Raw genomic sequence first — 25,164 nt, forward strand, 5'->3', positions numbered from 1 at the left:
ACGAATATCATGTCGTTATTAAGAAAAAAAATTACATAATAAGACATCAACGGGTGAACAGCGCAGCAGTAGGCCTTCCGAAAATGAACGCCGCCTAATTGCTGTCCATATTCGATCACCATGAGGCTGCGGGAGATCGCGGCGCCATGCAGGCAACGGCCACGCTTTGGCGAACCGCGATGCCTTGAACCTGACATCGACCGGGACAAAAGCCGGTTGCATGCATGCTGATTGACAAAAGCGACGGTCCTAAGAGGACGGCTGACAAAAAGGGGATGATGATGAAAAGCGCATTCGTTCTTCTCACGCTGGCTATGCTCGCCGGCACCAGCAATCTGGCGATCGCCCAGACGTCAGACGGCGTTCTGACTGTCGCCACCATCGGCGAATTGCCCACCCTTGATGCCATGCAGACGCCCACCGATATCGTGCTGACGGTCGATCAGCATATTTTCGAGACGCTCTACACCTACGATGGCCAATGGAAGTCCGTTCCGCTGCTGGCAGCTGCCATGCCGACGATTTCGCAGGATGGCCTCACCTATCGCATTCCGCTGCGCGAAGGCGTCAAGTTCCACGACGGCAGCGATTTCGGTTCCAAGGATGTCGTTGCCTCGCTGAAGCGCTGGATGAACGTCAATTCCAAGGGCAAGCAGGTTGCCACCATCGTCGACAGCCTGACGGCTGATGGCGATCACGCCGTGGTCTTCAAGCTGAAGTCGCGCTATGCGCCGCTGCTGGCGACGCTTTCCCAATCTTCGATCATCCTTCCAGCAGCCAAGGTCGCCGACACGATTACCGACTTCATCGGCACCGGCCCCTACATGCTGAAAGAGCGCAAGCCGGACCAGTATACGCAGCTCGTGCGCTTCGACGGCTACAAGTCGCCCGATGGCGAGCCGAACAATTATGCCGGCAAGCGCGAGGCCGTCGCCAAGGAAATCCGCTTCGTGCCGGTCCCTGATGCCAATACCCGCGTCGAAGGACTGATCTCCGGGCAGTTCGATTTCGCCGACTCCCTTCCCGTCAGCGCCTATGAGCGCATCGAAAAGAGCAACAACGCCAAGCCCGTCATCTTCGAGAATACCGGCTGGGTATCGCTCAACATGAACATGAAGCAGGGCCTGCTGGTCAAGAAGCCGCTGCGCCAGGCCGCGCAGGCAGCGCTGAATTCTTCCGACATGATGCTTGCCGCCTTCAACGATCAACGCTTCTTCAGCGTCGATGGCTCCATTTTCCCGAAGGGCTCGTTCTGGCACACTGAGGCCGGCGTTGCGCGCTATGGCGAAGGCGATCCCGAAACGGCGGCAAAGCTGCTGAAGGATGCCGGATACGACGGCACGCCGATCCGGCTTCTGACCAGCCGCCAGTACGAATTCCACTATAAAATCGGCGAGGTCGCCAAGGCCTATCTGGAGGCTGCGGGCTTCAAGGTCGACATGCAGGTCGTCGATTGGGCAACGCTGACGACCCGCCGCGCCGATCCGAAAGAGTGGGATATCTTCATCACCCACTCCAATTTCCCCGGCGATCCGACGACGATCAACACGATCACGGACAGCTATCCCGGCTGGTATGTCTCCGACCAGAAGGCCAAGGCCGTTTCGGCGTATATGGACGCGACGAGCGACGACGCGAAGCAGAAGGCTTGGGAAGGCATCCAGACCGTCATCTACGACGATGCGCCTCTCTACAAGGTCGGCAACTTCAACGCACTTTCGGGTATCTCCGGCTCGGTCACCGGCTACACGCCGACCTATTGGCCACACTTCTGGAACGTCACCCCGAAGAAATAAGGCTGAACGCACATGGCAAAGATCGCCCAGGCGCTTTTGCGACGTCTTGGAGGCATGGTGATCGTGCTCGCGCTCGTCGTGACGGTCGTCTTCATCATCGTCCGGGTCACCCCGGGCGATCCGGCCGCCGTCATGCTCGGGGCTGACGCCACGCCGCAGGACATTGCACAATTGCGGGCCAAGATGGGGCTGGACGCGCCGCTGCTCGTTCAATACGCGCAGTTCGTGCTCGGCCTGTTCAAGGGCGATCTCGGGCAATCGATCTTTCTCAACCAGCCGGTTACGCAGGCGCTGGCAGCCCGCGCCGAGCCGACCTTCTTCCTGACGCTGTTCTCCATCCTGATCGCCACGGCGATCGCGCTTCCCGTCGGGATCATCTCGGCGGTGAAGCGGGGAACGATCTTCGATCAGATCGTCGTCGTCCTCACCATGGTGGCTGCGAGCGTTCCGAGCTTCTGGCTCGGCCTGATGCTGATCCAGATCCTGGCCGTCGGCCAGGGCTGGTTTCCGGCTTCCGGCTATGGCGGCCCGGATACCGACTTCCTCGAGCGTCTGCATCACCTCGTCCTGCCGGCGATCACGCTGGGCGTCGTCAATTCGGCGATGATCACGCGCTTCACCCGCGCCGCCATGCTGGACGTGCTCGGCGACGATTATGTGCGCACGGCCCGCGCCAAGGGAGCGAGCGAAGGCCGCGTCATCCTGAAGCACGCATTGAAGAATGCCATGATCCCGATCATCACCGTCATCGGCCTTTCAGTCGCCATGCTCGTTGCCGGAGCTGTCGTGACCGAGACCGTCTTCGGCCTGCCCGGCGTCGGCAATCTCGTCGTCTCCGCCGTTCTGCGACGCGACTATCCGGTGATCCAGGGTGCGCTTCTGGTGGTCGCCGCCATCTACGTGCTCATCAATTTCGTCGTCGACATGCTCTATATTCTCGTCGATCCGAGGGTGCGCCTATGACCGTCGGCTCCTTCACCCTTCCTTTCGCCTCAAGCCTGCGACGTCTCTTCGGCAACCGGGCCATGCTCTTCGGCGCCATCATCCTGCTTGTCGTCATCGTCGCGGCCATCCTGGCGCCATGGATCGCCCCTTACGCGCCAAGCAAGCTTTCGATCGTCAACAAGCTGAAGGGGCCGTCGGCGGCCCATATCTTCGGCACAGACGAATTCGGCCGAGACATCTTCTCTCGTGCGATCTTTGCCGGCCGCATCTCGCTGCTGGTAAGCCTCGGTGTCGTCTGCATTTCCACCGTGCTCGGCGTGTTTCTCGGCGTTATCGCCGGATACTTCCGCCGGCTCGACGCACCGATCTCGCGCCTGCTCGATGCGATGATGTCCTTTCCCGATATTCTTCTCGCCATCGCGCTCGTCGCAGCGCTGGGACCATCGCTGGTAACGGTCATCCTGGCGCTCGGCATTACCTATGCGCCGCGTCTTGCCCGCATCGTGCGAGGCTCGACCCTGGTCCTGCGGGAACTGCCCTATATCGAGGCGGCGATCTCGATGGGCCTGCCGACCTGGCAGATTCTCGGGCGCCATGTCCTGCTCAACCTGGCGTCGCCTATTCTCGTGCAGGCGACCTTCGTCTTCGCCTCGGCGATGCTGGCCGAAGCAAGCCTTTCCTTCCTCGGCGTCGGCGTCTCCTCCGACATGCCGACCTGGGGAACCATGCTCGCCTCCGGCCGTGAATTCATGAACAACGCCCCCTGGCTCATGGTCTTCCCCGGCCTTGCCATCGTCTTCTCGGTCCTGTCGCTGCAATTGCTCGGCGACGGCCTGCGCGATCTGGTCGATCCGCGCCTTGCAAAGGAGAGCTGATCATGGCCGACACGATCCAACCGGTTCTCTCGATCGAAAACCTGACGACCTCGTTCAAGACGGCCGAAGGCTGGCGCGCGGTCATCCGCAACATCAATCTGCAGGTCTCAGCCGGAGAAACCGTCGCCATCGTCGGCGAGTCCGGATCAGGTAAGAGCGTGACAGCGCTCTCAACCATGCGCCTGCTGCCCCCGGGCAGAGCCCGATGCGTGGGCAAGATCCTGCTTGCGGGCAAGGATCTCCTCACCGTTTCGGAAGCGGAGATGCGCTCCGTCCGCGGCGGCTCGATCGGCATGATCTTTCAGGAGCCGATGACCTCGCTCAATCCGGTCTTCACGATCGGCAACCAGATCGCAGAGGCGCTGGTATTGCACCAAAACCTCTCGTGGAAGACCGCCGAGGCGGAAGCCCTGCGGCTGATGGAGCGTGTGCGCATTCCGGCGGCAAAGTCGCGGCTCAACGAGTATCCGCATAAATTCTCCGGCGGCATGCGCCAGCGCGTGATGATCGCCATGGCGCTTGCCTGCCGCCCCAAGCTGCTGATCGCCGACGAGCCGACCACGGCACTCGACGTCACCATCCAGGCTGAAATTCTCCATCTCATCCGCGAACTGCAGCGCGAAGAGAACATGGCCGTCCTCTTCATCACCCACGACATGGGCGTGGTGGCGGAAGTGGCCGACCGCACGATCGTCATGTTCCGCGGCGACATGATCGAGACCGGCCTCACGACGGATATTTTTGCGGCACCGAAGGAAGTCTATACCAAATCACTTCTTGCCTCGATCCCGCGCCTCGGCACCATGGGCGAGACCGAAGCACCGAGGCGCTTTCCGGAAGTCGATGCAAAGACCGGCGAGGCCACGGAAGGCCGCGAGATAAAGCCGGTGGCGCAAAGTGTTGCACCGATCCTCAAGGTCGACAATCTCGCCGTGCGCTTCGATCTGCCGAACGGCCGCATCCACGCCGTCGAGGACGTTTCCTTCGATCTTCGCCCAGGCGAAACGCTCTCGCTCGTCGGCGAATCCGGCTGCGGCAAGTCCACCACCGGGCGCACAATCATGCGCCTGATCGAGGCAACGGCAGGCTCGGTTGCCATCGACGGCAAGGACGTGACCAAGGCGGGAACGAAAGAGCTGCGGACCATGCGCCGCATGGCGCAGATCATCTTCCAGGACCCTTTCGCCTCACTCAACCCCCGCATGACGGTCGGCGCAGCGATCATCGAGCCCATGCTGTCGCACAAGCTGATGGGCCGGCGGGAAGCAAAGGAACGCGTGGCCGAGCTGCTCGATCAGGTGGGTCTATCGGCCGCCGTCGCCAGCCGCTATCCGCATGAATTCTCCGGCGGCCAGCGGCAGCGCATTTCGATCGCCCGGGCGCTCGCCCTCAACCCGAGATTCATCATCGCCGATGAGGCAGTGTCAGCGCTTGACGTTTCCGTCAAGGCGCAGGTCTCCAACCTGCTGCTCGACCTGCAAGAGAAGCAGGGGCTTGCATATCTCTTCATCTCGCATGACATGGCCGTCGTCGAGCGCATGAGCCATCGCGTCGCCGTGATGTATCTGGGCGAAATCGTCGAGATCGGCCCCCGCGCCGCCATCTTCGACAATCCGCAGCATCCTTACACCCGTCGCCTGATTTCGGCCGTGCCGATCCCCGACCCCACGCGACGCAGCATGCAGCCACAAACACAGCGCGAAGAGATCAAGAGTGCGATCCGGCCGCATGACTACGTGCCGCCAAAGCGGACCTATCAGGAAGTATCGCCTGGACATTTCGTGCAGGATACGGCCGCAACATGGTCAAAGAGCACCTCGGCCTGAGAACCTTGAGCCGCGAAGGACGATGTTCTTTCTGTCAGGCTGCCATTTCCACATCGAGGCCGGCTGCCTTCCACTCGGGAAAGCCGTCCTCCAGCCGACGAATGCGATAACCCTTTGCCCTTAGCGCTGCGACCGCCTCAAAGGACAGGATGCAATAGGGACCTCTGCAGTAGGCGACGATCTCCTGCTCCTTTGGCAAATCGGCAAGCCGCCGTTCCAACTCTTCCAGCGGGATATTGATCGCACCGGGCAGATGGCCGAGGGCAAACTCGTCATCCGGCCGAACGTCGAGAAGAGTGACATCCTTGTCTTTTAGCCGACTAACCAGCTCGACGCGCGTAACTGGCTCCAGCGCGTCGAGCTTGCCGAAATAGTCGGCAGCGATCTCGCGTACCTCCGCGCTGTTGCGCTCGGCATAACAGCGCAACGCCGAAAGCAGATCAAGAACGGGCCCATCGGCAAGTCGATAGAGAACATGCTTGCCGTCGCGGCGCGTTTTGACGAAGCCGCCTCTGCGCAGCTGCTGCAAATGTGCCGAGGTGTTGGCGACGGATAGGCCGGAAAGCTCTGCTAGCCGCTCGACCGGCCGTTCGCCCTGCGAAACATGCTCCAGAAGCTCCAATCGATGCGCATGACCCAGCACACGCGCCAACGCGGCGAATTGCTCGAACATCTGAATCTTTGCGCTTGTCATTGACGTGGAACCTAGCATTCTCTAAACATTCAAACAAGTCTTTGATCGTTTAAGTGATAGTCAAACATTTCGAGGAGACCGCCATATGACAGGCAATACGACGCACCGGCAGGTCTTGCTACTCGCGATCGCTCAGGCGCTATTTCAGACCGCGTCTGTCCTTGTCATGACTGTGGGAGGACTTGCGGGCGGGCAGATCTCGCCACGCCCGGAGCTCGCGACCATGCCGATCGCGGCGATGTTTCTCGGGACCGCAGCCTTCACCTTTCCGGCATCTATCTGGATGACGCGCGTCGGTCGGCGCACCGGTTTCGTCATCGGCGCATTGTCCGGCGTTGCCGGCGGCCTCTGCGCGGCATTCGGCATTTGGCTCAGCTCGCTGTCGCTGCTGTCCTTCGGCACCTTCCTCGCCGGCGCGTATCAGGCATTCGCGCAATTCTATCGATTTGCCGCCAGCGAGGTCGCGGACGAAGCCTTCAAACCACGGGCAATTTCCCTCGTGCTTGGGGGCGGTGTCGTCGCGGCACTGGCAGGCCCGATGCTCGGCCGTCTCGGCGGGCCGCTCCTTCATCCGGAATATGTCGGCTCTTTCCTGTTGCTGGCCCTCGTCTCCATGGTGGCTGCCGGCGTGCTGTTCGGACTGCACATACCGAACACAAAGACCACGCAAAATAGCCGCCAGAAAGGTCGGCCTTGGGCCACGATCATCACGCAACCCACCTATCTTGTCGCGCTTTTCGGCGCGGCAACAGGCTATGGCATCATGATCCTGGCGATGACGGCGACGCCGATCGCCATGACGCACCACCACCATGATCTCTCAGCCACCGCCACGGTTATCCAATTCCATGTGCTCGGCATGTTCCTGCCGTCCTTCTTCACCGGCTCGTTGATCGCCCGCTTCGGTGTGCTGCGCATCATGCTGGCGGGGCTCGCCCTGCTTGCCGGCCATGTCGCGATGTCGCTGACCGGCACCGGTTTCAGCTCCTTTGCCGGCGCGCTCGTGATGCTCGGGATAGGCTGGAACTTCCTCTATATTGGCGGGACCACGCTGCTGACAACGACATATGCGCCGGAAGAGAAAGGGCGCGCGCAAGCGACAAACGACATGACGATCTTCGCCGTCGGCCTTGCCTGCTCATTCAGTGCCGGAGCGCTGTTGCAGCATTTCGGATGGCAAACCCTCAACATGCTGCTGTTGCCGTGGATGGGCCTTGCCGCAGTCACGCTGATCTGGCTCGATTACCGTCAGCGACGAAGCCTCCGATCGGCCGCCGCTTGACGTCGCAATGGTGCTGCGTTCAGCTATAATATCGGGATGATCGTTGCGACGTGACGCCATGCGCACGCCCGGTTCAACCATCGGCGGAGATCGAAAATGAATGAGGCTTTTCCGGCGACCTCGATGCCGGATCGCGACTGGTGGTCGACGCTTTGGCCCGACCCGCAAGACATGTTTCAGAAGCTACGGATCACGCCGGAAATGACGATTCTCGATCTTTGCTGCGGCGACGGATACTTCACTGCGCCTCTGGCAAAGTTGGTGGCCGGGAAGGTCTGCGCGCTCGATCTGGATGAGGCCATGATCGAAACGGCAAGGGCCGAATGCCTGCGGCAAGGCGTGTCCGCAAAGGAATGGATATGCGCCGATGCACGCGATGTCGCGACATATCTTCCCGAAAAGGTCGACTATGTCCTGATGGCGAATACGTTCCATGGTGTGCCCGACCAGCCGGCACTTGTGCGCGTCATTCGCTCGGTTGTCAAATCCACAGGGCTGTTCGGCATCGTCAACTGGGTCAACAGGCCGCGGGAAGAAACGATAGTGCTTGGCCAGCCGCGCGGGCCCAGGACTGACATGCGCATGGCGCCCGAAGACGTCACGACTATCGTCGAAGCCGGCGGCTTCAGATTGCTGGCCGCTATAGAGCTGCCGCCCTATCACTATGGTGTCGTCTTCGCCGCCTCGTAAGAAATTGCCAAGCCTCGCTCCTCGACATCAAAAGGCAGCTGATCAACTCCATGGATCGCAGAATACAACGCAAGGTCTAATAATCTAGCTTCGTACAAGTTATGGAAGATATCAACTTGCGCGGGATGACGCACCCGCCCTCCCGGGAAGGGAAGTCCTCAAGCTAGACGATCACTGATGGCCGTTAGCGCAGACCTGGAGATTCGGCATGGTGAACAACATCAATTCACTGCGGTTTCACAATACGCATGTCGTATCGCGGACGCCGCGCGCTGGACAAACGACGAACAACGACACATCACAAATATCGAGATCTACAGGTTCGGTCTTGGGCGGCTCCGTCAGCCCGGCTCATTCGAACAGCAAATTCAGCATCCTCCTTGCAGGGTTGTCGAAAAACACCGGCACAACGAAGGCCGCTACGCCGGCGGCTGCCCCGAAAGTGGTCAATGAGGTCACGTCGAGCGACTTCATGAAATCGCTCACCGCAAAGCTGAAGGCTTCGGTCAACGATCCCGTCAGCGGTCCGCAAGCTAAAGCGATGCTGGCCGCTCTCAAGAACGGTACTCTGTCCGTGTCTGACCCGACCAAGGGCGTGACGATCAAAGCGTGGAACCCGGACGACAAGGCCAGCAAAGCGGCCAAGCCCGAGAAGATCGCCACCGACAATTGGAACGAGTTCCTGAAGGACCATCTGAAGCGGAGCGACAAGGGAAGCCTGATAAGGACGAGCGACGGAAGCTACATCGACAAGCCGACCGCGCGGAACGCCTTCTTTGGCTCTCTCAACGGCAAATACTACTACGTCACCTGGCCGGCGGAAGTCACGGCAAGCGGAAAGCCGGCATCGGCCTGAAAAAAGGAGCGGATGGCCCCGACCAGGCGGCAGGGACCATCCATTCGATCAGCTGAATGCGGTTGCCCGCGCTCGCAGAAGCGAGAGAGCGATCAGCAGACCGGCGGCGGCGGCAACCGCGCCGATCAGGAACACGCTGTCATAGCCGGCACGGTCGGCGAGCAGACCGGCAAGAGGACCCGTCAGCCCGTAGGCAAGATCCTGAAAGGCCGAAAAGCCCCCCAGGGCCGTACCGCGCAGATGCGGCTCGACAAGGCGCACGACCTCCCGCCCCATGGCCGGGAAGATCATCGAGCATCCAAGCCCCGTCAGGAACGCACCGACCAGGGCAAGGGCCGGATCGCTCGCACTCCAGATCAGGAATTGCCCCACGGTTTCGATAGCGAGCGATCCGGCTGCCACCGGCAGGCCGCCAATGCGATCCGGCAGATGGCCGAAAAGCACACGCACCAGAACGAAGCCGCCGCCGAAAGCCGTCAGGCCCAGACCGGCATAACTCCAGCCACGGTCTAGAAAATAGAGCGTGAAGAAGGCGCCGATCGCAGCAAAGCCTATGCCCTGAAGGCACACGATGAACCCGTGCATCCATACCCTGCCAATGACGCTCCCGAACGGCGGGCGCGCCGCACCCGGATGAGCTGCAACGGCGGGAAGCCGCCAGATCGCCAGCAAGCCGAGGCAAGGCAGAACAGCACCGATCGCCATGGCGCCGGCGAATCCGAACCGCTCGAGTAAAGCCAGTCCGATCGGGCCGCCAAGGGCAAGAGCGCCGTAGATGGCCGCGCCGACCAAGGCCAGGACCTTGCCGGAGCGGGCCGGGCCGACGAGCCCTATTCCCCAGGCGATCACTCCAACCGCAACCAGGCTTTCGCCCAGCCCGAGCAGCAAGCGGCCGGCAAGAAGGAACAGATAAGACGTCCAGGGGGTATGAACCAGGAGGCCGGCGCCCAATGAGTCCAGCGCGCCTGCGGCATAGAAGGCAAGCCCTCGCACAACGGCGAGCTTGGGGCCTCGGTGATCCGACAGACCGCCGGCATAGCCGCGCGTCAGGATCGTCGAGAGAAATGCGATGCCGACACCGAGCCCCGCCCAGCCATTGCCGAGCCCGAGCTGCCCGGTCACATAGATCGGCACGATCGGCAGCGACATGCCGATGCAAAGGTAGGACATGAAAAGAATGGCGCTTAGCAGCAGAAGGCGGCCTTGTGCCGCTTCACTTGTCGATTTGAAAGCCATGATGATCTCCAGGCTTTTCTCGATCGACAGAGGCACAAAAAAACGCACTCCGACCGACGAGGATCGTTGAGTGCGTTGCTTGACGTCAAACGCTTACGGACGGATGGAACCGGCTGCCTTCCCATAGGCGCTTGGGGAAAAGGTGTCAACTGACGGGCGCCATCGCGCGCGAGCCCATCATGCCCGGAGTGCGCCATTCGCGAACATTGTTACCCACGGCACCAAGTATCATCGACGCCGTGCGCTTGGCTGAGTGGCCTATTCGGCAACCGGACCACACCAGCCGGGCAGATAATCCGCATCCCTGCTCTTCGCATATTCAAGCGCTTTCGCCAGCGCAGCCTCGAAATCCCGGTCGAGATCCTTACGCTTAACGCGGCGGCGCAGGAAATCCGCCCAGAGGAATTCGCTGAACGGCGTCGTATCCTTGGCATAGCCGCCAACTTGCCGCAATTCGCCCGCCAATGAACGATAGGGATCGTCGATCAGATCCTTGATGCTTTTCGGAATGTCCTCATAGCCTCGCCGTTTTCCCTCCCCATCGAAGGGATGCATCCAGTCATGACAATCCATCACGAACCAGAAGGATTCACGATCGAGCCGCGAGAGATCCGCGACTGTCGTCACCAGCACATCCTTCACGCCTTCCTCGTGGAGCGCCAGAGAAAGATGATGATGATCGATGACGTAGTATCGACCGCGTGGACCGCGTATGGCAGGGATCATGTGATTTCCGAGGAACTCACCGGCCTTGTCGCCGTCGGTCTTCGCCTTTGCTCGCCACGCCTTTCGCTTGGCCTTGACCTCACGCATCCCGACCGTGATCTGGGTGGGCCTCAATTCTTCGATCGGAACAGGTTTCAGGATCGGTTCGCGCACCATAACCATTGGAAGACTCTCCGTACGGGAAATGTCACGGCAGACTAACACAACGACCGGAGCCGACAAGATCGTCTGCAAGCATCAATTTAGAACAAAGCTATATATCGTCATGGGTGCATATGCCGCTTCTGATAGCGACCACATCGACGCTGCCTATGATATCTCTCGCGCCTGTGCTTACATTGCGTTCGTGCGGACCAGCTTGAACTGAGAGCGTCGGTAAAAGACCACCATTTCCCGCTCAAAGCTTTCCATGGCGTGTACAATCCATGGCTCGTAATGGCTCCTGCGCGCGCGCCCTCTACATCGGTTATCCATGTCGGCCAAGCCGCGTAGCGCCCAATCTACCAACCCCATCCCGTCACTCTCACCCGAAAGCCCCTGCCGCAAGCCCTAGCATCGTGCGCCGCACGGGCCTGTGCCGCATTCGACGGTGCGGCCAACGCTAGATAGGTAACTCCTAATTAAAGGAAAGGTGAACAAACGTTCTGTTAAGACCTGTAACATGCCTCCGGCTGGTAGCGCCCCACCCCAGAGAGCAGGGTGCCTCGTCCGATGATCACGCCGTTCTGGCCGGCAATCATGGAAGACGTCGCGCGAGGATAAAGTCCTGCCGCCACCACGGCGGAAATAGTCGAATGCCTGCTGCAAACTGAACTCACCTGGATGTCAGGCGCGAAAAGAACCGATCGATCACCTTCGCATTCAGGTCGACCCAGCGCCAAATCCACGCCATGGCAAAGACCGTCAGCAGCCAGCCCAGCATCACGTCGGACAGGAAATGCGCTCCGAAAACGACGCGATTGAACGCGACCAGCATCAGGCATGGCGTGATAACGGCCGCGGTACCCCATCTGTATCGTTCAGGCACGAACACCAGCAGGGAAAGCGCCGCGGCGGCAACCGCGGTTTCACCCGAAGGGAAGGAGCAGTTGCTGCTGCATGCCGTGGAAAACTGCCACACGGGCGTAAAATCCGCATTGCCGCCGAACTCGACGAGTTCGCGGGGGCGCACGCGTCCGATCACGACCTTCAACGTTTGCACGATGGCAAGCGGCCCGGCGGCAAAACTCAGAAGCACGAATAGAGGCTTGTGCGGGGCGCAGAACCTGAGCCGCTTCGGCAGGAAGACATGCAATACAATAAGCAGCACCATGCCGGAGAGGAGGTAAACCTGGCCCCCGCGCGTGACATCCCTCACCGCCTTCAGGAAAGGGTTCTCCGCCAACCAGAACGCATGCCCTTGGAAGAACAAACGCGCCACGGCAAGATCGAGCCTGGGGAAGACCACGAAGATGAAGCTGGTCCAGACGATCAGCATCCCGAGGACGGCCAGCCCCCCGTCAGTATTCGATTGCGTTTCCGGTTGACGCAGACGCGTTGCACCGGAGACGGAACTCCAAGAACGCGATGCAAATTTCCACATGCCAAATCTCCCGAAGCTGGACGACGGCAAGCTGGCGCCCGATTGTCAAGAAATGGCGAAGATTGCATGAAGGCCATGTTCAGACTCGGCCAAAGGACTGTTTGGAATTTGCAGAAGCCGGTTTTGTCCGCAATAGTGCGTCTCCACGGCGGCAAGGCCGACAGGAAAATCAGGGGCATAAGGCACTAGAGTGGACAACAGTCTCGTTCTCATCGTGGAGGATGAACCGGCCATCGCGCAGATATTGGAAGCCTATCTGACGCGGGACGGCTTTCGCACCGTGCGCGCCGGCGATGGCGAGACCGCACTACAGCATCATGCGCTTTTGAAGCCAGATATCGTGCTGCTGGACGTTCGCCTGCCGAAGCTTGACGGCTTCGGGGTGCTCGGCCGTCTGCGCCAGGTCGGCTCGACGCCGATCATCATGGTCACCGCTGTCGCCGACGATATAGACCGCCTGAGCGGACTGCGGCTCGGAGCCGATGACTATGTCGTCAAACCGTTCAACCCGCAGGAGGTCGTCGCACGCGTCCGAGCCGTCTTGCGCCGGACGCAGGGGGACCGCGCTGAAACGGTTCGCCGTTTCGGCGCTCTGGAAGTCGATTTCGGCAGCTACACAGCCTTCATCAATAACGACGGGCGTCGCGTTCCGCTGCCCCTGACCCTGAGCGAATTCCGGATTCTTGCCTATATGATCCGACACCCGACCCAAGCTTTCGCGCGCTCTGACATCCTCGATGCTTGCCTGCCGGAAAGCGACGCCCTGGTGCGTACCGTCGATACGCACATCTCAAACCTTCGGCGCAAACTGGAGGATATGGGGCAGGACGGCTTCTTTCCTGCTGTACGCAGCATTGGCTACCGCTTTTCGGATCCGAGATGAAGAAGTTCAGATTCCCCTGCGTCTCCCTCGCCACGCTTACCGCCATCGTCACAACCATCATGCTGCTTCTGAGCGTCGGTCTGACCTACATGGGGGTCAGCTGGTATGCCTCCTATCTGGAAGAGAGCATCACCGAAGCCCTGCCGCCAAAGGCCTCTGCCGCTTATAAGATGCTGAGTGAAGGCAAGGTTCCCGACGGAGACTCTCTTACGTTGCTTTTCGAACACCTCAATGCGCTGACGGGACCGACGGATCTGAAAGTTCAGCTTTCCGTTCTGGTCTGCGGCCTGCTTTCGGCCGTGGTCTGCGCCCTCATCGGCGTCTTTCTGGCGCGGCGGCTCGCGAGCCCTCTCGGAGAACTCACCTCCGCTGCCGAAGGCCTGAAATCCGGGGACTTCTCGGTTCGCGTTGCCGAGCCCTATCGCAGCACGCGGGAAGTCGCGAGCCTGGTCACGACCTTCAACGCGCTTGCGACAGGTCTCGAAACCATGGAAAAGAGATTACGCTTCAACAACATGGCGGTCGCACACGAACTGCGGACACCGCTGACGATCCTGCAAGGATCGTTGCAGAGCATGCTCGACGGCGTCTTTCCGATGGACCGGAAAATAGTATCCGACCTACTGCTTCAGGTCGAAGGATTGGGGCGTATCGTCGAAGATCTGCGCACTCTTTCCCTGGCCATTGGCCAAAAGCTCGTCATCGAGCGCCAGCGGATCGATGTTTCCGATGTGGTTGAGACAGTCCTTGCCTCGGCCAAACCGATGCTGGATGCCAGCAAGCTGCAGGTTGAAACCAACCTGCGGCCCGCCCGGATCTCGGCAGATTCGCCAAGGGTCCGTCAGGCGGTCCTGGCACTCCTCCAAAATGCCTGTCGCTATGCTGCGGACGGCGGCTGGCTGAGATGCGAGACGGAGCGGCTGCGGGATGGAAGCGTCGTCATCCGCATTCTCGATCGCGGTCCCGGATTTCCGGAGGGCATGGATGCGATCGACACCAATCCCTTCTGGCGTGGCGAATCCTCCCGGTCACGCGCAACCGGCGGCACCGGACTGGGGCTCTCCGTGGTGCAGGCCATCGCCGTCGCCCATGGCGGGCGGCTGGAATTTGGAAACCGGCCGGAAGGCGGGGCAATGGTCGCAATCCATTTGACGGACAAGGACGTCTAGAAGACCGTCACCCCAACGTTCGGTCTTGGTGGTTCGCTAGCTCAAGTTCCGCTGAATGCGAGCGTGCGTACTTCTCGAGCTCCCTGCTAGCTCACAGCTGACAAATCCAGCCGGACCCACACCACTTGCACTCGCTCTTCAATAGAAGAGTTCACCGACATTATAGAACCACAGCTTGCTCTGGCTGCGCTTGTCCGCGCCGTAGGTTTTCGAGTGCGGAACAAGGAAGCCGAAGGTGTCGTCCGGTTCGCCGGAGCGTTCCGCCCAGAAGGCGTCGATATTCGACATCATCATCGATTGCTTGCTGCCGCGCCGATAGTGGATCGGATGCTTGGCCTGCGAAATGGCAAGGAAATGCTGCGCACGGCCTTCGACGGTCAGGCCTTGCAGCACGACCAGGATCGCCTCCTTCGGCCGCAGGCCGGAGAGGTCGCGGGTCACCTCGACCACGCGCTGCTTGGCATTGCGCGGGCCCTGCATGCTGCCAACGACGATTGTATAGCGGCCTTCCGCCCCATGATGGACAAACATGAACCGCGCCGTGCAGAGAACAGCCTTGTCGCGCATGCGAACGAGCTTGATGGCAAAAGCACCCTCATGGCGTCCGCCGCTGCGATCGGCAAGCGCGATAAGACATGCATATGCTTCGCTGCGCCCCTGGACAGTGCCCATGTCGAGCCACTCGCCACGCCAAAGGCTGATCATGCTTTCGCGTGACAGAATCCGTTCCGCAATCGAGAAATGGTCGATGAGAAGTGCGAGCCGCTTGGAACTGTTCAAGCCGTAGACGAGAAATTTCGACAACGGCTTCTGCAACAATTCATCGTGCGGAGCCGGGAACGCCCGCGTTGCTGTAAATTTCGCGAGGAAATGCCACCATCGCATCGTCAGCAGCGGATTGGCAGCAAAGCGAAACCAAAAGAGAAACGCACGCTTCCAGCGCACCCGCAGGCCAAAGGTCAATATTCTCAAGAGCAGCAGATAGCGGGAGCGCAGCGGTTCGCCTGATGTCGGCAGCATCGTCCCGCGAAGAGCAACGCTGGACATGGCGCCATCCGGCGCAGTTGCGATCGATGTGTTCTGATTCATCCCAATACTCGGCGCATCTTGTTACGCCGGATCATCTGCGCCGGGATTGTCAAGGTAGCGTCAAGACGAGGTCAGTCTTTCATGGGGAGTGCCCTGACAGGGCGAAGCCGGTCCTGCGGAAACGCGCGTTTTCGTCCCCTCGATCCTTAGCAAAAGGCTTCGTCACGACTAGAAGAGAGCGTCGGCGAACAATTCCTCGTCATTCGACGAAGCCGGGCCGCTTTCGGCTGCCGGGCTTTCCATGCCGAAGATCGCCGCATGGATCTCGCGTTCGGCGGCCATGGTGTAGACCTTGAAGACGCGCTCGGAAATGACCGCCATGTGTGCTTCCAGCCCGCTTTTGTCCAAATTTGTACGGCGCGCAAGGCCGACCTCTCGTGTGCAGGACGCCAGTGTTTCACCGATTCCTGCCCGGAAATCGAGGCTGCTGACGATCTCTGCGACTTGGGAGGTCATGTCCTCACCACAGCGGCGGAGCTCCTTCACGTTCATGTCCATGGAAGCGCCGGCTTCGGTGATGTGCAGCAGCGCAGCGTCGATATGGGCGCCGAGACCGGAGGCATTGTCCGCCTCGTTGGTCTGCCGCCAGTCCTTCAGGCCTGTCGCTTGCGTTTCGAGCTTGCCGAGCCCGGTAAGAATCTTCTCGGCATCTTCATCGAGCAAGGATGCGAATGAGCGCAGCTCACCGGCGACGACGTTGATTGCGCGCCCCTCTTCTCCAAGCTTGCCGCAGCGCAGATTGGTGTTGAGGGCCATATATTGGATGTCGCGACGCACGAGCTGGATAGTCTGGATGCTCGTGGTCAGCTCCTTGACCATCTCCGACGTCTTTTCGCTCAGCCGGTTTGCCCCCGCTGCTGCGGCATCGATGCGGTCGACGACACCGCGAGCGGCGGAAAGATCGCCGCGCAACGAATTGATCGGGCTTTTCCCATCCTCGCCGCTCTGCGCCATCATGGTCTGATAGAGGCCGAGAAGGGTGCGGATGTCGCCGCTGAAGCTTCGAATATTCTCGACAATCTTGCCTGTCTCGCGGTTGAACCCTCCGGTCGTCTCATTGAGCAACTCGAAGATGAGAGTCATCGCCAGCCCGGAAAGGCGCTGACAATCCGTAGCCGAAAGGTCTGCCGGAGCTTCAGCGGCAAGATAGGCCTCCGTGATCGCGTGAGCAGTCTGGCAATGCTCGACCCTCTGACGAGTGATATCGCCGATCTGCATGGCGGAAAGCGTGTGGGCAACCTTGTTCTGGATTTTTCGCGCAAGGCCGGAAACGGTATCGGCCAGTTCCGACAGGTTGCGCCGCTGGACCTGGATCTCATCGGCATTCGACACCAGACGTAGGGCGATGGATGGAATGCCGTCGAGATATTGTCCGAGCGAACTGTCTTCGCCGGCCGCGGCGGATTCGATTTGCGCCTCCAACGAGCGGATCTGCACCGATAGTGCCCTGACTTCCTTGGTTGCAAATTCGATGCGTTCGACGATCTCGCTGGCAAAGCTGGAGAAGTCCGGAATCCTTGCGCCTGCAATTTTTGCTGTCGCAGCAAAGGTTCGCAAATAGCGCAGAGTCTCTTCCATCGACAGCACATGTACGCCGAGCGACCGACCGGTCTCGCCGATGATTGCGACGCTATCCTGGCGGCGCACTTCGGCGGGCGGCAGCTGATGCAGCAGATCGACCGTCTGAAGCAGGCGACCGGTGGCTTCGGCGGCGTTTTCCTCCTTCAGCGAGTTGCCAATATGCTCCAGCAGACCCACCAGCTTGGTCAGCGCCTCCGTCACAGTGATCAGAACCGCGCCGCCGTCCAGGAAGCGCTGCTCGATCTGCAATCGGGCGCCTTCCAGCCGGTCGATAAAACTATCTGCGGAAACGGAGGTTTCCGCAGAAGTTGCAAATGTTCGGTTCGCCACCGCATACGCCATACTGTTGGACCTCACCTGAAACCGTCTCGGGGAAACTAAGGCGGAGTCAGAAATACGGAGTTAACAGCCGAGACAAAACTGGCAGTTGTCCCAAAGTTGCGCCTTTTTATCGACCCAGAGTAAAGCTTTGGGCAAGACCGGGTCCTTATATCTACCACCGGGCGTATATGCACCGACTTGAAGGCCATCGATTCTACTTGCGATTTAGATCGTGGCGAGCCCGCTGAAGCTGATCGAACAGAAATGAACATTGCCGTTGACAAATATGCATGGTCGTCCTGCGAGCCCACGGAGCTTCAGGAAAAGCTGAGTGCTGCCGATATATCCGTCGTTTTCGATCAAGGATCGGAAAACCCGCGGTTTCACATCGACGTCACCGTGGCGATGATCCGGGAAATGGCGGCCTGGAAGATATTTTCGGAGACGGGCTACGAAATCCAATACCTGTTTCGCCCTGCCGATCGCATCGAGCTGCACTTCGTCGAAAGCGGCACCTTCGAGGTTGAAACGGAGGAGCAGGAATTCACCGCGACTGCGGGGACGGCCTTCATGCTGCTGTCATCCGGACCCACAAGGCTCAAAGCCTCCCGGAGTGCCTGCAAGATCGCGCTCGCCATACCCCGCTCTCTTTGCCTGCCGCTGATCCATCTCGAGAATGGCGATCCCGAGGCCTTCTTCCGGCGCTTCGATGCGATGGCCGACCTCACGGAAAAGGGCGTGCGCACAATTCACCTCATGGCGGCCTTGCTTCTGGAATCGGGCGATCACCCATTTGCCGGCTCGCCGCTGGGCGCATCCCTTTTCCAGGAAGCGCTTATCACCGCATTCCTGCAATCATGGCCGACATCGGCCCAGAAGACCATGATTCAGGCCGCACGGCCTCGCAATCTGAAACGAGCGCTGGACTGGATCCAGGCGCATCTCGGCGAAGAATTCACCGTGTTGGATATCGCGCGAAATGCCGGGCAAAGCGTGCGCAGCCTGCAGCTATCCTTTCAGCAGAATGTGGGGATGAATCCTCTGAACTACGTTCAACGCCTGCGGCTTCAGCAGATCCATCACGAGCTGCTCCATGGCGATGCCGACGAGAATATATCGGATATTGCCGCACGCTGGGGTTTCAGCCATATGGGATACTTTGCTGCGCGCTATCGCGCCCTCTACGGCGTATCTCCATCATCGACGCGTGCCAGCCGCCGTCGCCTGAGCCCCCCTTCAAATATTTAATATCAGAAATACGCAATTCTATCACTATATCGCAGTTAATTGCGAAAACGATCACAGGTTGAAGCCGGATTTAATACACCGTTAGCCATTTAACGATTTCGTTGAGCCAGCCAAGACTCACAATCATTGTGACGCGGCCCTTTCGTCCGAAAGGTCTCCAAACATCCAAACCGATAAACGTGAGCGAACCCGCATATTTGCCGCGGGCGCTCCGCGGGGTAACTATGCGCGTCTTCGTCATAGATGACAGTCCTTCTGTCGTGGCCACGCTTCGCCGAGCGGTCGAAGCCATCAGTGGCAGCGAGGTCTTGTCGTTCCTGCATCCTCGCGATGCACTCGAGCGGCTGGAGGATCAGGCGCCGGATCTCATTCTCGTCGACTACATGATGCCCGACATGAACGGCATCGACGTTATTTCCCATGTGCGCAAGAATTCCCATACGGCGCATGTCCCCGCCATCATGATCACGTCCCGCAAGGAAGCTGACATCAAGCTGGCGGCGATGAAAGCCGGCGCTACCGAATTCCTGAACAAGCCGATCGATGAGGCGGAGCTGACGATCCGTGTCCGCAACATTCTCAGCATCGGCGAAGAGCGGCTGGCACTTGCGACCAAGGCAGCATCGCTGCAGCGCGATTTCGATGCCGCCATGAAACGGATCGAGCGGCACGAGGAAGAAATCATATGGCGCCTCTCCAAGGCAATCGCCTGCCGCCACGGCGAGACGGCGGATCACCTGGACCGGGTCGCCATTGTTGCCCGCATGATTGCCGAAGAAGTCGGTCTGGACGAGCGCCGCTGCCGCACGGTCTTTCTTGCCAGCGCCCTGCACGATATCGGCAAGATCGGCCTGCCCGACGCCATTCTTTCCAAGCCCGGCACGCTGACCGCTGAAGAACGTTTGCAGATGCAGCAGCACACGGATTTCGGCGGAGAAATATTGAGCGACAGTTCCAGCGAACTGATCGAGGTCGCGCGCAAGATTGCGGAAAGCCACCACGAGAAATGGGATGGCACGGGCTACCCAAGGGGCATCGCCGGAGCCTCGATTCCGATCGAAGCGCGCGTCGTCGCCATAGCCGATGTCTTCGATGCGCTATGCTCCAAACGATCCTACAAGGCTGCCTGGCCGATCGCCGACGCCTTTCGCGAGATCGTCAACAGCAGCGGGACGCATTTCGACCCCGGCTGCGTGGCCGCCTTCTGCCGGCGTTGGGTCGACATCAAAGGCCTCTTCGAACAAGAGCGCGGCGACGGCTCCAAGACGACAGTTCCAACACTTCAGCTATCTCGGGGTTCGGCATGAGCGGACAGACGGAAATCCTGCGCCTTCATGGCCCTTTGACGATCAAGACCATCGCCAATGTGAGAGACATCATCCAGGTCTATCTTCAAGAGGCGGCCTCGCTTCGCCGATCCCTGGTTATCGACATCGATGGCAGCGAGGAGATCGACCTCACCCTGCCCCAACTGCTCCTGTCCGCACGGCAAACGGCCGACCGGACGGGCGTGAGGATTGCATTGAACAAACCCGCGGACGGCAATCTTCTGACCGTCCTGCAACGGGCCGGCCTCCTTTGCGGCGACCGGCACAAGGATAGCTTCTGGCTAGAAGGAAAAGCAGCATGAGCGCAAATATTCTCACCGTCGACGATTCCGCCAGCATTCGGCTGACCACGCGCATTGCCCTTACCAACGCCGGATATGCGGTAACCGAAGCGGTCGACGGTGCCGATGGCCTCGGCAAGATGAAGATGGGCAATTTCGACCTGATCGTCACCGATCTCAACATGCCGAACATGGACGGCCTGACCATGATCCGCGGCTTGCGGCAGCTGCCGGCCTATATGGGAACACCGGTCATCTTCCTGACTACGGAATCGGACGGCGATCTCAAGCAGCAGGCAAAGGCGGCAGGTGCTACCGGCTGGCTGACGAAGCCATTCGATCCCGAGAACCTCATCAAGATCGTGCGCAAGGTTTTGGGCAGATGAACGAACTCGATCCGATCGCCGTTTTCAGGACGGAGGCCGCCGAGCAACTCGAACTGATCGAGGCCGGCCTCCTCGATCTGATGCGCGATCTGAGCGACAGGGCTCAGATCGATACGGTCTTCAGAGGGCTCCATACCCTCAAGGGATCCGGCTCCATGTTCGGCTTCGATCAGCTGGCCGCCTTCACCCATCATTGCGAAACCGCCTTCGACCGCGTTCGCAAGGGCGAAGCTCCCGCCACGAAGGAGCTGGTGGGTGCCGTTCTCGATGCGCAGGGCCACATGCAGGCGCTGCTGGAAAATCCGAACGGCGATCACGAGACCATGAGCTCCGTTCTGCTGGAAAAGCTGCGTCTTGCGGTTGGCGCAAACGGCGCGGCAGCATCTGCTGCCGCGCCGACGGTTGCAGCGACAGTAAACGCCGGCTCCCCCGTAGGCAGCACCAAGACATGGCATCTGAAATTCAGCCTGCCGGCCAACGCCATGGCCAATGGCACCAATCCGCTCGGCCTTCTCGATGAACTGCGCGATCTCGGCGAATGCCGCATCGAAGCCGATATCGATGCCATCCCTCTGCTTCAGGATCTCGACCCCCGTGACCTCCACATCGGCTGGACGGTTCATCTGACGACCGAAAAGCCTCGCTCTGAGATCGAGGATGTCTTCATCTTCGTCATGGACGACATGACAATGGAGCTTCGCGAACTCCAGGCTGCGCAACAGGCGAGCCTCGCACCTTCAATCTCGCCTCCACAAAAGGCGGCGGCAGAAGCACCATCGAAATCGGCCGGCGAGAAGGTTGATGCAGGCAAAGTTCAGCCCGCGGACGCTAAGTCGCAGAAGCAGGCAGACAATGTCCGCATTCCGGCATTGCGTCTCGACGAAATGATGGATCGGGTTGGAGAGCTGGTCATAGCCCAGTCGCGGCTGAGCCAGATGGCAAATTCCGTGGCCGATCTCGGCCTGCGTTCCGTTTCGGAAGAGATCGAGCGGCTCGCCGGCGAGCTGCGGGACACGATGATGGTCCTGCGTATGATGCCGGTCGCGAGCCTTTTCAGCCGCTTCCGCCGACTGGTCCACGATCTTGCCCGCGAGACCGGCAAGGATATCGAGCTTATCACCGAGGGCGAAGGCACCGAAGTCGACAAGACCGTCATCGACCGGCTCGCTGATCCGCTCGTCCACCTCGTGCGCAACTCGATCGACCACGGGCTGGAAAGCCCGGATGATCGCGTCGCAGCCGGCAAGCCGGTGACCGGCCGCGTCATCCTCTCCGCGCACCAGACGGGCAGCGAAGTCATCATCTCCATCAAGGATGACGGGCGCGGCATCGACAGGCAAAAGGTGCGTGCAAAGGCGGAAGCCAATGGCCTCATCCAGCCAGGTACCCAGCTCACGGACAAGGAGCTGTTGCAGCTCATCTTTCAGCCTGGTTTTTCGACAGCGGAGAAGGTCACCAATCTTTCCGGCCGCGGCGTCGGCATGGATGTGGTGAAGAAAACCATCGAGACGCTGCGCGGATCGATCGACATCGCCAGCGAGTTCGGCAAGGGCTCCGACATCGCGCTGAGGATCCCGCTGACGCTTGCGATCATCGACGGGCTTCTCGTGCGGGTGGGCAATGGCCGTTACGTGATCCCGCTGGCAGCCGTCGAGGAATGCCTCGAGCTTTCGGTCGAGCAGGATCTGCGCTCGCGCGGCCGCAGCTTCATTTCGCTTCGCGACGACCTGGTGCCCTTCCTGCGGCTTCGCGAGCTGTTCCGGACCGGCACCGAGCCGGACCCCTATCAGAAGGTCGTGGTGATCTCGACCGGAAGCCAGCGGGTCGGCCTCGTCGTCGACCAGATCATCGGCGACCACCAGACCGTCATCAAGTCGATGTCGAAGCTGCACGACCACGTCTCCACCTTTTCAGGCGCGACCATTCTCGGTGACGGCAACGTGGCGCTGATCCTCGACGTCGTGCACCTGATCGCCGCCGGACAACATCAGGAGGCGCAATTGCGGGCAGCAGGATGATGGAAGCAGAGGTAAAATCAGACTATCGCGCCGTCTGGAAGGATGCGGAGGAACTCTCCGTCCTGACCTTCAGCCTGAATGGCGAGACCTTCGCCATCGAGGCGGTCATCGTTCAGGAAATCCTGGATCTGCTGCCCGAAACCAATGTTCCCGGCAGCCTGCCGTTTGTCGGCAGCGTCATCAATTTCCGCGGCAAGGTCATTCCGCTGGCCGATATCCGCGTCGCCTTCGGCATGGAGCCGGGCAACGTGACGATCGACAGCCGCATCGTCGTGACGGGGCTCGAACTCGATGGCGAGACGACGCTAATCGGCATTCGAACCGACAAGGTCTACGAGGTCACGCAGCTGTTGCAGTCGGCGAGCGAGCCACCGCCGATCATCGGCATGCGCTGGCGTCCGGACTACGTCCAAGCGCTCGTGAAACGAGGCGGCGAATTCATCATCATCCCGAACCTCCAGGCGATCTTCTCTTCGCAACGCGCAGGTGCGGCCAGAGCAACAGCATGAATTTTCAAGGCAAGGGGGCTACCAGATGCACTTTACGATCAAGCTCAAGCTGCTTCTAGCATTTGCTGTCGTGATTGCCATGCTTCTCGGCACGGCTGTCTACAGCATCACCACACTCGGCCAGGTCAATGACAATTGGTCCGATACATTGACGGGGCCGGCCGAAAGGCTGCGCCTTGCTCAGAATCTCGACATCGCTGTGCTGCAACAGCTGCGGCAGCAGAAGAACATGCTGCTATCGGCGTCGGTCGACGAGACCAAAGGTTACATTGCCAAGAGCGATGTAGCACGCGCAGAGTTTGACGCCGATCTTACAAAGATCCTCGCAAGCGCCACCGAGCAGGACATGGCCTATTGGTCGCAGATCAAGGACCTCGCAGTCACTTGGCGCACGGCGGACGACCATATTCGGACGATGATTCTCGCGGGCAACAGCGCCGGCGCACTGCAAATCTCGTCGACCGAAGCCCGCGAAACGAGCACGAAGATCGACCACGCCCTGGCACAGGTCTTCGAAGCCGAGCGCGCGCGGTTGAAGCAAGCGGATCAAGATGCGGCAAACGCCTATGCGCATGCACGCTCGATCCTGATCATCATTGCCTCAGCGGCGTCGATCCTCGCGCTTATTTCGGCAATCTGGATCATCATCTCGATCAACAAGGGCATCAACCGCGCCGTCAGGACGGTCCAGACGGTGGCCGAAGGCGATCTGACGGAATTTGCTGTTATCACCACCAAAGACGAAATCGGCGATCTGCTTGGCCACGTCAATTCGATGATCGAACGGCTGCGCGGCGTCGTCGCCGATGCGCTGTCGGCATCCGACAACGTCTCGTCCGGTAGCCAGCAGCTGTCGGCTGGCTCCGAGCAGCTGTCGCAGGGTGCGACCGAACAGGCTTCGTCCGCTGAAGAGGCCTCCGCCTCGATGGAAGAGATGGCCGCCAACATCAAGCAGAATGCCGACAACGCCGCCCAGACGGAGAAGATCGCCCGTCAGTCCGCCAAGGACGCAGAGGTCAGCGGCCAGGCCGTCGACCGTGCCGTCAACGCCATGCGCACCATTGCCGAGAAGATCTCCATTGTTCAGGAAATCGCCCGACAGACCGATCTGCTTGCGCTCAATGCCGCCGTCGAGGCGGCCCGTGCCGGCGAGCACGGCCGCGGCTTTGCCGTCGTCGCCTCCGAAGTGCGCAAGCTTGCCGAGCGCAGCCAGGCGGCAGCCGCCGAAATCTCCAGCCTCTCGGGCGAGACCGTTACGGTCGCAACCGAGGCCGGCGACATGCTGTCGCGGCTGGTGCCCGATATCCGCAAGACGGCCGAACTGGTCGCCGAAATCTCGGCTGCCTGCCGCGAGCAGGATATCGGCGCATCGCAGATCAACGAGGCGATCCAGCAGCTCGACAAGGTGACGCAGCAGAACGCCGGCGCTTCCGAAGAAATGTCGGCAACGTCAGAAGAGCTTGCCGCCCAGGCCGAGGAACTGCAGGCTTCGATTGCCTTCTTCAAGGTGGACCAGGCCAATACGCGCAAGGCGCAGCCGGTGCACAATCCCATCCATCAGGCGATGGGCGCCGCCAAGGCCAAGCCTGGCGCCAAGGTAACGGCTGCCAGGGCACCTGCCGCTCGCGCCGACAACAGCATCGTCGCGCAGCAGGCTCGTCTCAAGGGCTTCACTCTCGACATGTCCATGGGTGGGCCGGATGCCGATGACAACGACTTTCGCCAGAGCGCCTAAGCGGATGGCTTGATGCCAAGAGGATCCGGCGCCGGAAGGCGCCGGATCAGAGGCTGGCGAATGCTACCGCAGGCCTCAAGAACTGATCCTCGGTTCGCGGAAGGGTGA

General features: G+C 60.3%; 22 protein-coding genes. 16 read left to right on the forward strand and 6 right to left on the reverse strand.

Annotated features, from left to right (window positions below; genetic code table 11):
- Window positions 1-275: 275 nt before the first annotated feature.
- The 4 genes from GA0061102_RS03525 to GA0061102_RS03540 are packed head-to-tail and all read left to right on the forward strand — an operon-like array spanning window position 276 to window position 5,442.
- On the forward strand, window positions 276-1,796 hold the full coding sequence (locus GA0061102_RS03525) for an ABC transporter substrate-binding protein (protein WP_167667888.1): 1,521 nt from the start codon (window positions 276-278) through the stop codon (window positions 1,794-1,796).
- 21 nt (window positions 1,797-1,817) lie between these two features.
- Entirely contained in the window at window positions 1,818-2,759 is a 942-nt protein-coding gene (locus GA0061102_RS03530) for an ABC transporter permease (protein ID WP_092844256.1), read from the forward strand.
- Complete coding sequence (locus tag GA0061102_RS03535; RefSeq protein WP_092844064.1) at window positions 2,756-3,616, forward strand: ABC transporter permease; 861 nt, start codon at window positions 2,756-2,758, stop codon at window positions 3,614-3,616. The genes GA0061102_RS03530 and GA0061102_RS03535 overlap by 4 nt, the downstream gene beginning before the upstream one ends.
- 2 nt (window positions 3,617-3,618) lie before the next feature.
- Window positions 3,619-5,442 (forward strand): ABC transporter ATP-binding protein, encoded by a 1,824-nt coding sequence (locus tag GA0061102_RS03540; RefSeq protein ID WP_092844066.1) that lies wholly within the window; start codon window positions 3,619-3,621, stop codon window positions 5,440-5,442.
- A gap of 34 nt (window positions 5,443-5,476) precedes the next feature.
- Here GA0061102_RS03540 and GA0061102_RS03545 read toward each other — a convergent pair whose 3' ends face one another.
- Window positions 5,477-6,136 (reverse strand): ArsR/SmtB family transcription factor, encoded by a 660-nt coding sequence (locus GA0061102_RS03545; protein WP_092844068.1) that lies wholly within the window; start codon window positions 6,134-6,136, stop codon window positions 5,477-5,479.
- Between the two features lie 85 nt (window positions 6,137-6,221).
- On the opposite strand from GA0061102_RS03545, the gene GA0061102_RS03550 reads away from it, so the two are divergent.
- From GA0061102_RS03550 to GA0061102_RS32880, 3 genes are all read left to right on the forward strand, one after another.
- Entirely contained in the window at window positions 6,222-7,418 is a 1,197-nt protein-coding gene (locus GA0061102_RS03550; protein WP_092844070.1) for an MFS transporter, read from the forward strand.
- A 96-nt stretch (window positions 7,419-7,514) separates the two neighbouring features.
- Window positions 7,515-8,108: a class I SAM-dependent methyltransferase gene (locus GA0061102_RS03555; protein ID WP_092844072.1), complete on the forward strand. Its 594-nt coding sequence runs from the start codon at window positions 7,515-7,517 to the stop codon at window positions 8,106-8,108.
- Window positions 8,109-8,316: 208 nt separating this feature from the next.
- Window positions 8,317-8,964 (forward strand): hypothetical protein, encoded by a 648-nt coding sequence (locus tag GA0061102_RS32880; RefSeq protein WP_092844074.1) that lies wholly within the window; start codon window positions 8,317-8,319, stop codon window positions 8,962-8,964.
- Between the two features lie 48 nt (window positions 8,965-9,012).
- On the opposite strand, the gene GA0061102_RS03565 is transcribed toward GA0061102_RS32880, so the two are convergent.
- The 3 genes from GA0061102_RS03565 to GA0061102_RS03580 all read right to left on the reverse strand — a co-directional run bounded on the left by GA0061102_RS03565 (window position 9,013) and on the right by GA0061102_RS03580 (window position 12,508).
- Complete coding sequence (locus GA0061102_RS03565) at window positions 9,013-10,200, reverse strand: arabinose transporter (protein ID WP_092844258.1); 1,188 nt, start codon at window positions 10,198-10,200, stop codon at window positions 9,013-9,015.
- Window positions 10,201-10,458: 258 nt separating this feature from the next.
- Window positions 10,459-11,088 (reverse strand): ParB-like protein, encoded by a 630-nt coding sequence (locus GA0061102_RS03570; RefSeq protein WP_092844076.1) that lies wholly within the window; start codon window positions 11,086-11,088, stop codon window positions 10,459-10,461.
- Window positions 11,089-11,740: 652 nt separating this feature from the next.
- Window positions 11,741-12,508, reverse strand: a complete 768-nt coding sequence (locus GA0061102_RS03580) for a phosphatase PAP2 family protein (RefSeq protein WP_092844080.1) — start codon at window positions 12,506-12,508, stop codon at window positions 11,741-11,743.
- A gap of 190 nt (window positions 12,509-12,698) precedes the next feature.
- Between GA0061102_RS03580 and GA0061102_RS03585 the strand changes: the two genes are divergently transcribed.
- Window positions 12,699-13,391: a response regulator gene (locus tag GA0061102_RS03585; RefSeq protein ID WP_092844083.1), complete on the forward strand. Its 693-nt coding sequence runs from the start codon at window positions 12,699-12,701 to the stop codon at window positions 13,389-13,391.
- The gene (locus GA0061102_RS03590; RefSeq protein WP_092844085.1) at window positions 13,388-14,560 is read left to right on the forward strand and encodes an ATP-binding protein; all 1,173 of its coding nucleotides are present in this window, start codon (window positions 13,388-13,390) and stop codon (window positions 14,558-14,560) included. Before GA0061102_RS03585 ends, GA0061102_RS03590 begins: the two co-directional genes overlap by 4 nt.
- Window positions 14,561-14,698: 138 nt before the next feature.
- Here GA0061102_RS03590 and GA0061102_RS03595 read toward each other — a convergent pair whose 3' ends face one another.
- Window positions 14,699-15,649, reverse strand: a complete 951-nt coding sequence (locus GA0061102_RS03595; RefSeq protein WP_092844087.1) for a DUF535 family protein — start codon at window positions 15,647-15,649, stop codon at window positions 14,699-14,701.
- Window positions 15,650-15,817: 168 nt separating this feature from the next.
- A complete protein-coding gene (locus tag GA0061102_RS03600; protein ID WP_139115018.1) occupies window positions 15,818-17,560 on the reverse strand; it encodes a hypothetical protein in 1,743 nt (580 codons plus the stop codon).
- Window positions 17,561-17,815: 255 nt separating this feature from the next.
- On the opposite strand from GA0061102_RS03600, the gene GA0061102_RS03605 reads away from it, so the two are divergent.
- The 7 genes from GA0061102_RS03605 (at window position 17,816) to GA0061102_RS03635 (ending at window position 25,056) form a co-directional block, all read left to right on the forward strand.
- Window positions 17,816-18,799: an AraC family transcriptional regulator gene (locus GA0061102_RS03605; RefSeq protein WP_092844091.1), complete on the forward strand. Its 984-nt coding sequence runs from the start codon at window positions 17,816-17,818 to the stop codon at window positions 18,797-18,799.
- A 224-nt stretch (window positions 18,800-19,023) separates the two neighbouring features.
- Window positions 19,024-20,106 carry an HD-GYP domain-containing protein gene (locus GA0061102_RS03610; RefSeq protein ID WP_092844093.1) on the forward strand — a complete coding sequence of 361 codons (1,083 nt, stop codon included), beginning with the start codon at window positions 19,024-19,026 and terminating at the stop codon, window positions 20,104-20,106.
- Window positions 20,103-20,429, forward strand: a complete 327-nt coding sequence (locus GA0061102_RS03615; protein WP_092844095.1) for an STAS domain-containing protein — start codon at window positions 20,103-20,105, stop codon at window positions 20,427-20,429. Before GA0061102_RS03610 ends, GA0061102_RS03615 begins: the two co-directional genes overlap by 4 nt.
- Complete coding sequence (locus GA0061102_RS03620; RefSeq protein ID WP_092844097.1) at window positions 20,426-20,794, forward strand: response regulator; 369 nt, start codon at window positions 20,426-20,428, stop codon at window positions 20,792-20,794. The genes GA0061102_RS03615 and GA0061102_RS03620 overlap by 4 nt, the downstream gene beginning before the upstream one ends.
- Window positions 20,791-22,812, forward strand: coding sequence for a chemotaxis protein CheA (locus GA0061102_RS03625; RefSeq protein ID WP_092844099.1), 2,022 nt, complete (start codon window positions 20,791-20,793; stop codon window positions 22,810-22,812). The genes GA0061102_RS03620 and GA0061102_RS03625 overlap by 4 nt, the downstream gene beginning before the upstream one ends.
- Window positions 22,809-23,321, forward strand: a complete 513-nt coding sequence (locus tag GA0061102_RS03630) for a chemotaxis protein CheW (protein WP_092844101.1) — start codon at window positions 22,809-22,811, stop codon at window positions 23,319-23,321. Before GA0061102_RS03625 ends, GA0061102_RS03630 begins: the two co-directional genes overlap by 4 nt.
- Window positions 23,322-23,346: 25 nt before the next feature.
- Window positions 23,347-25,056, forward strand: a complete 1,710-nt coding sequence (locus tag GA0061102_RS03635) for a methyl-accepting chemotaxis protein (RefSeq protein WP_092844103.1) — start codon at window positions 23,347-23,349, stop codon at window positions 25,054-25,056.
- Window positions 25,057-25,164 lie beyond the last annotated feature (108 nt).

The organism is Martinezella miluonensis (assembly GCF_900094545.1).
In the GTDB taxonomy this organism is placed as follows: domain Bacteria; phylum Pseudomonadota; class Alphaproteobacteria; order Rhizobiales; family Rhizobiaceae; genus Rhizobium; species Rhizobium miluonense.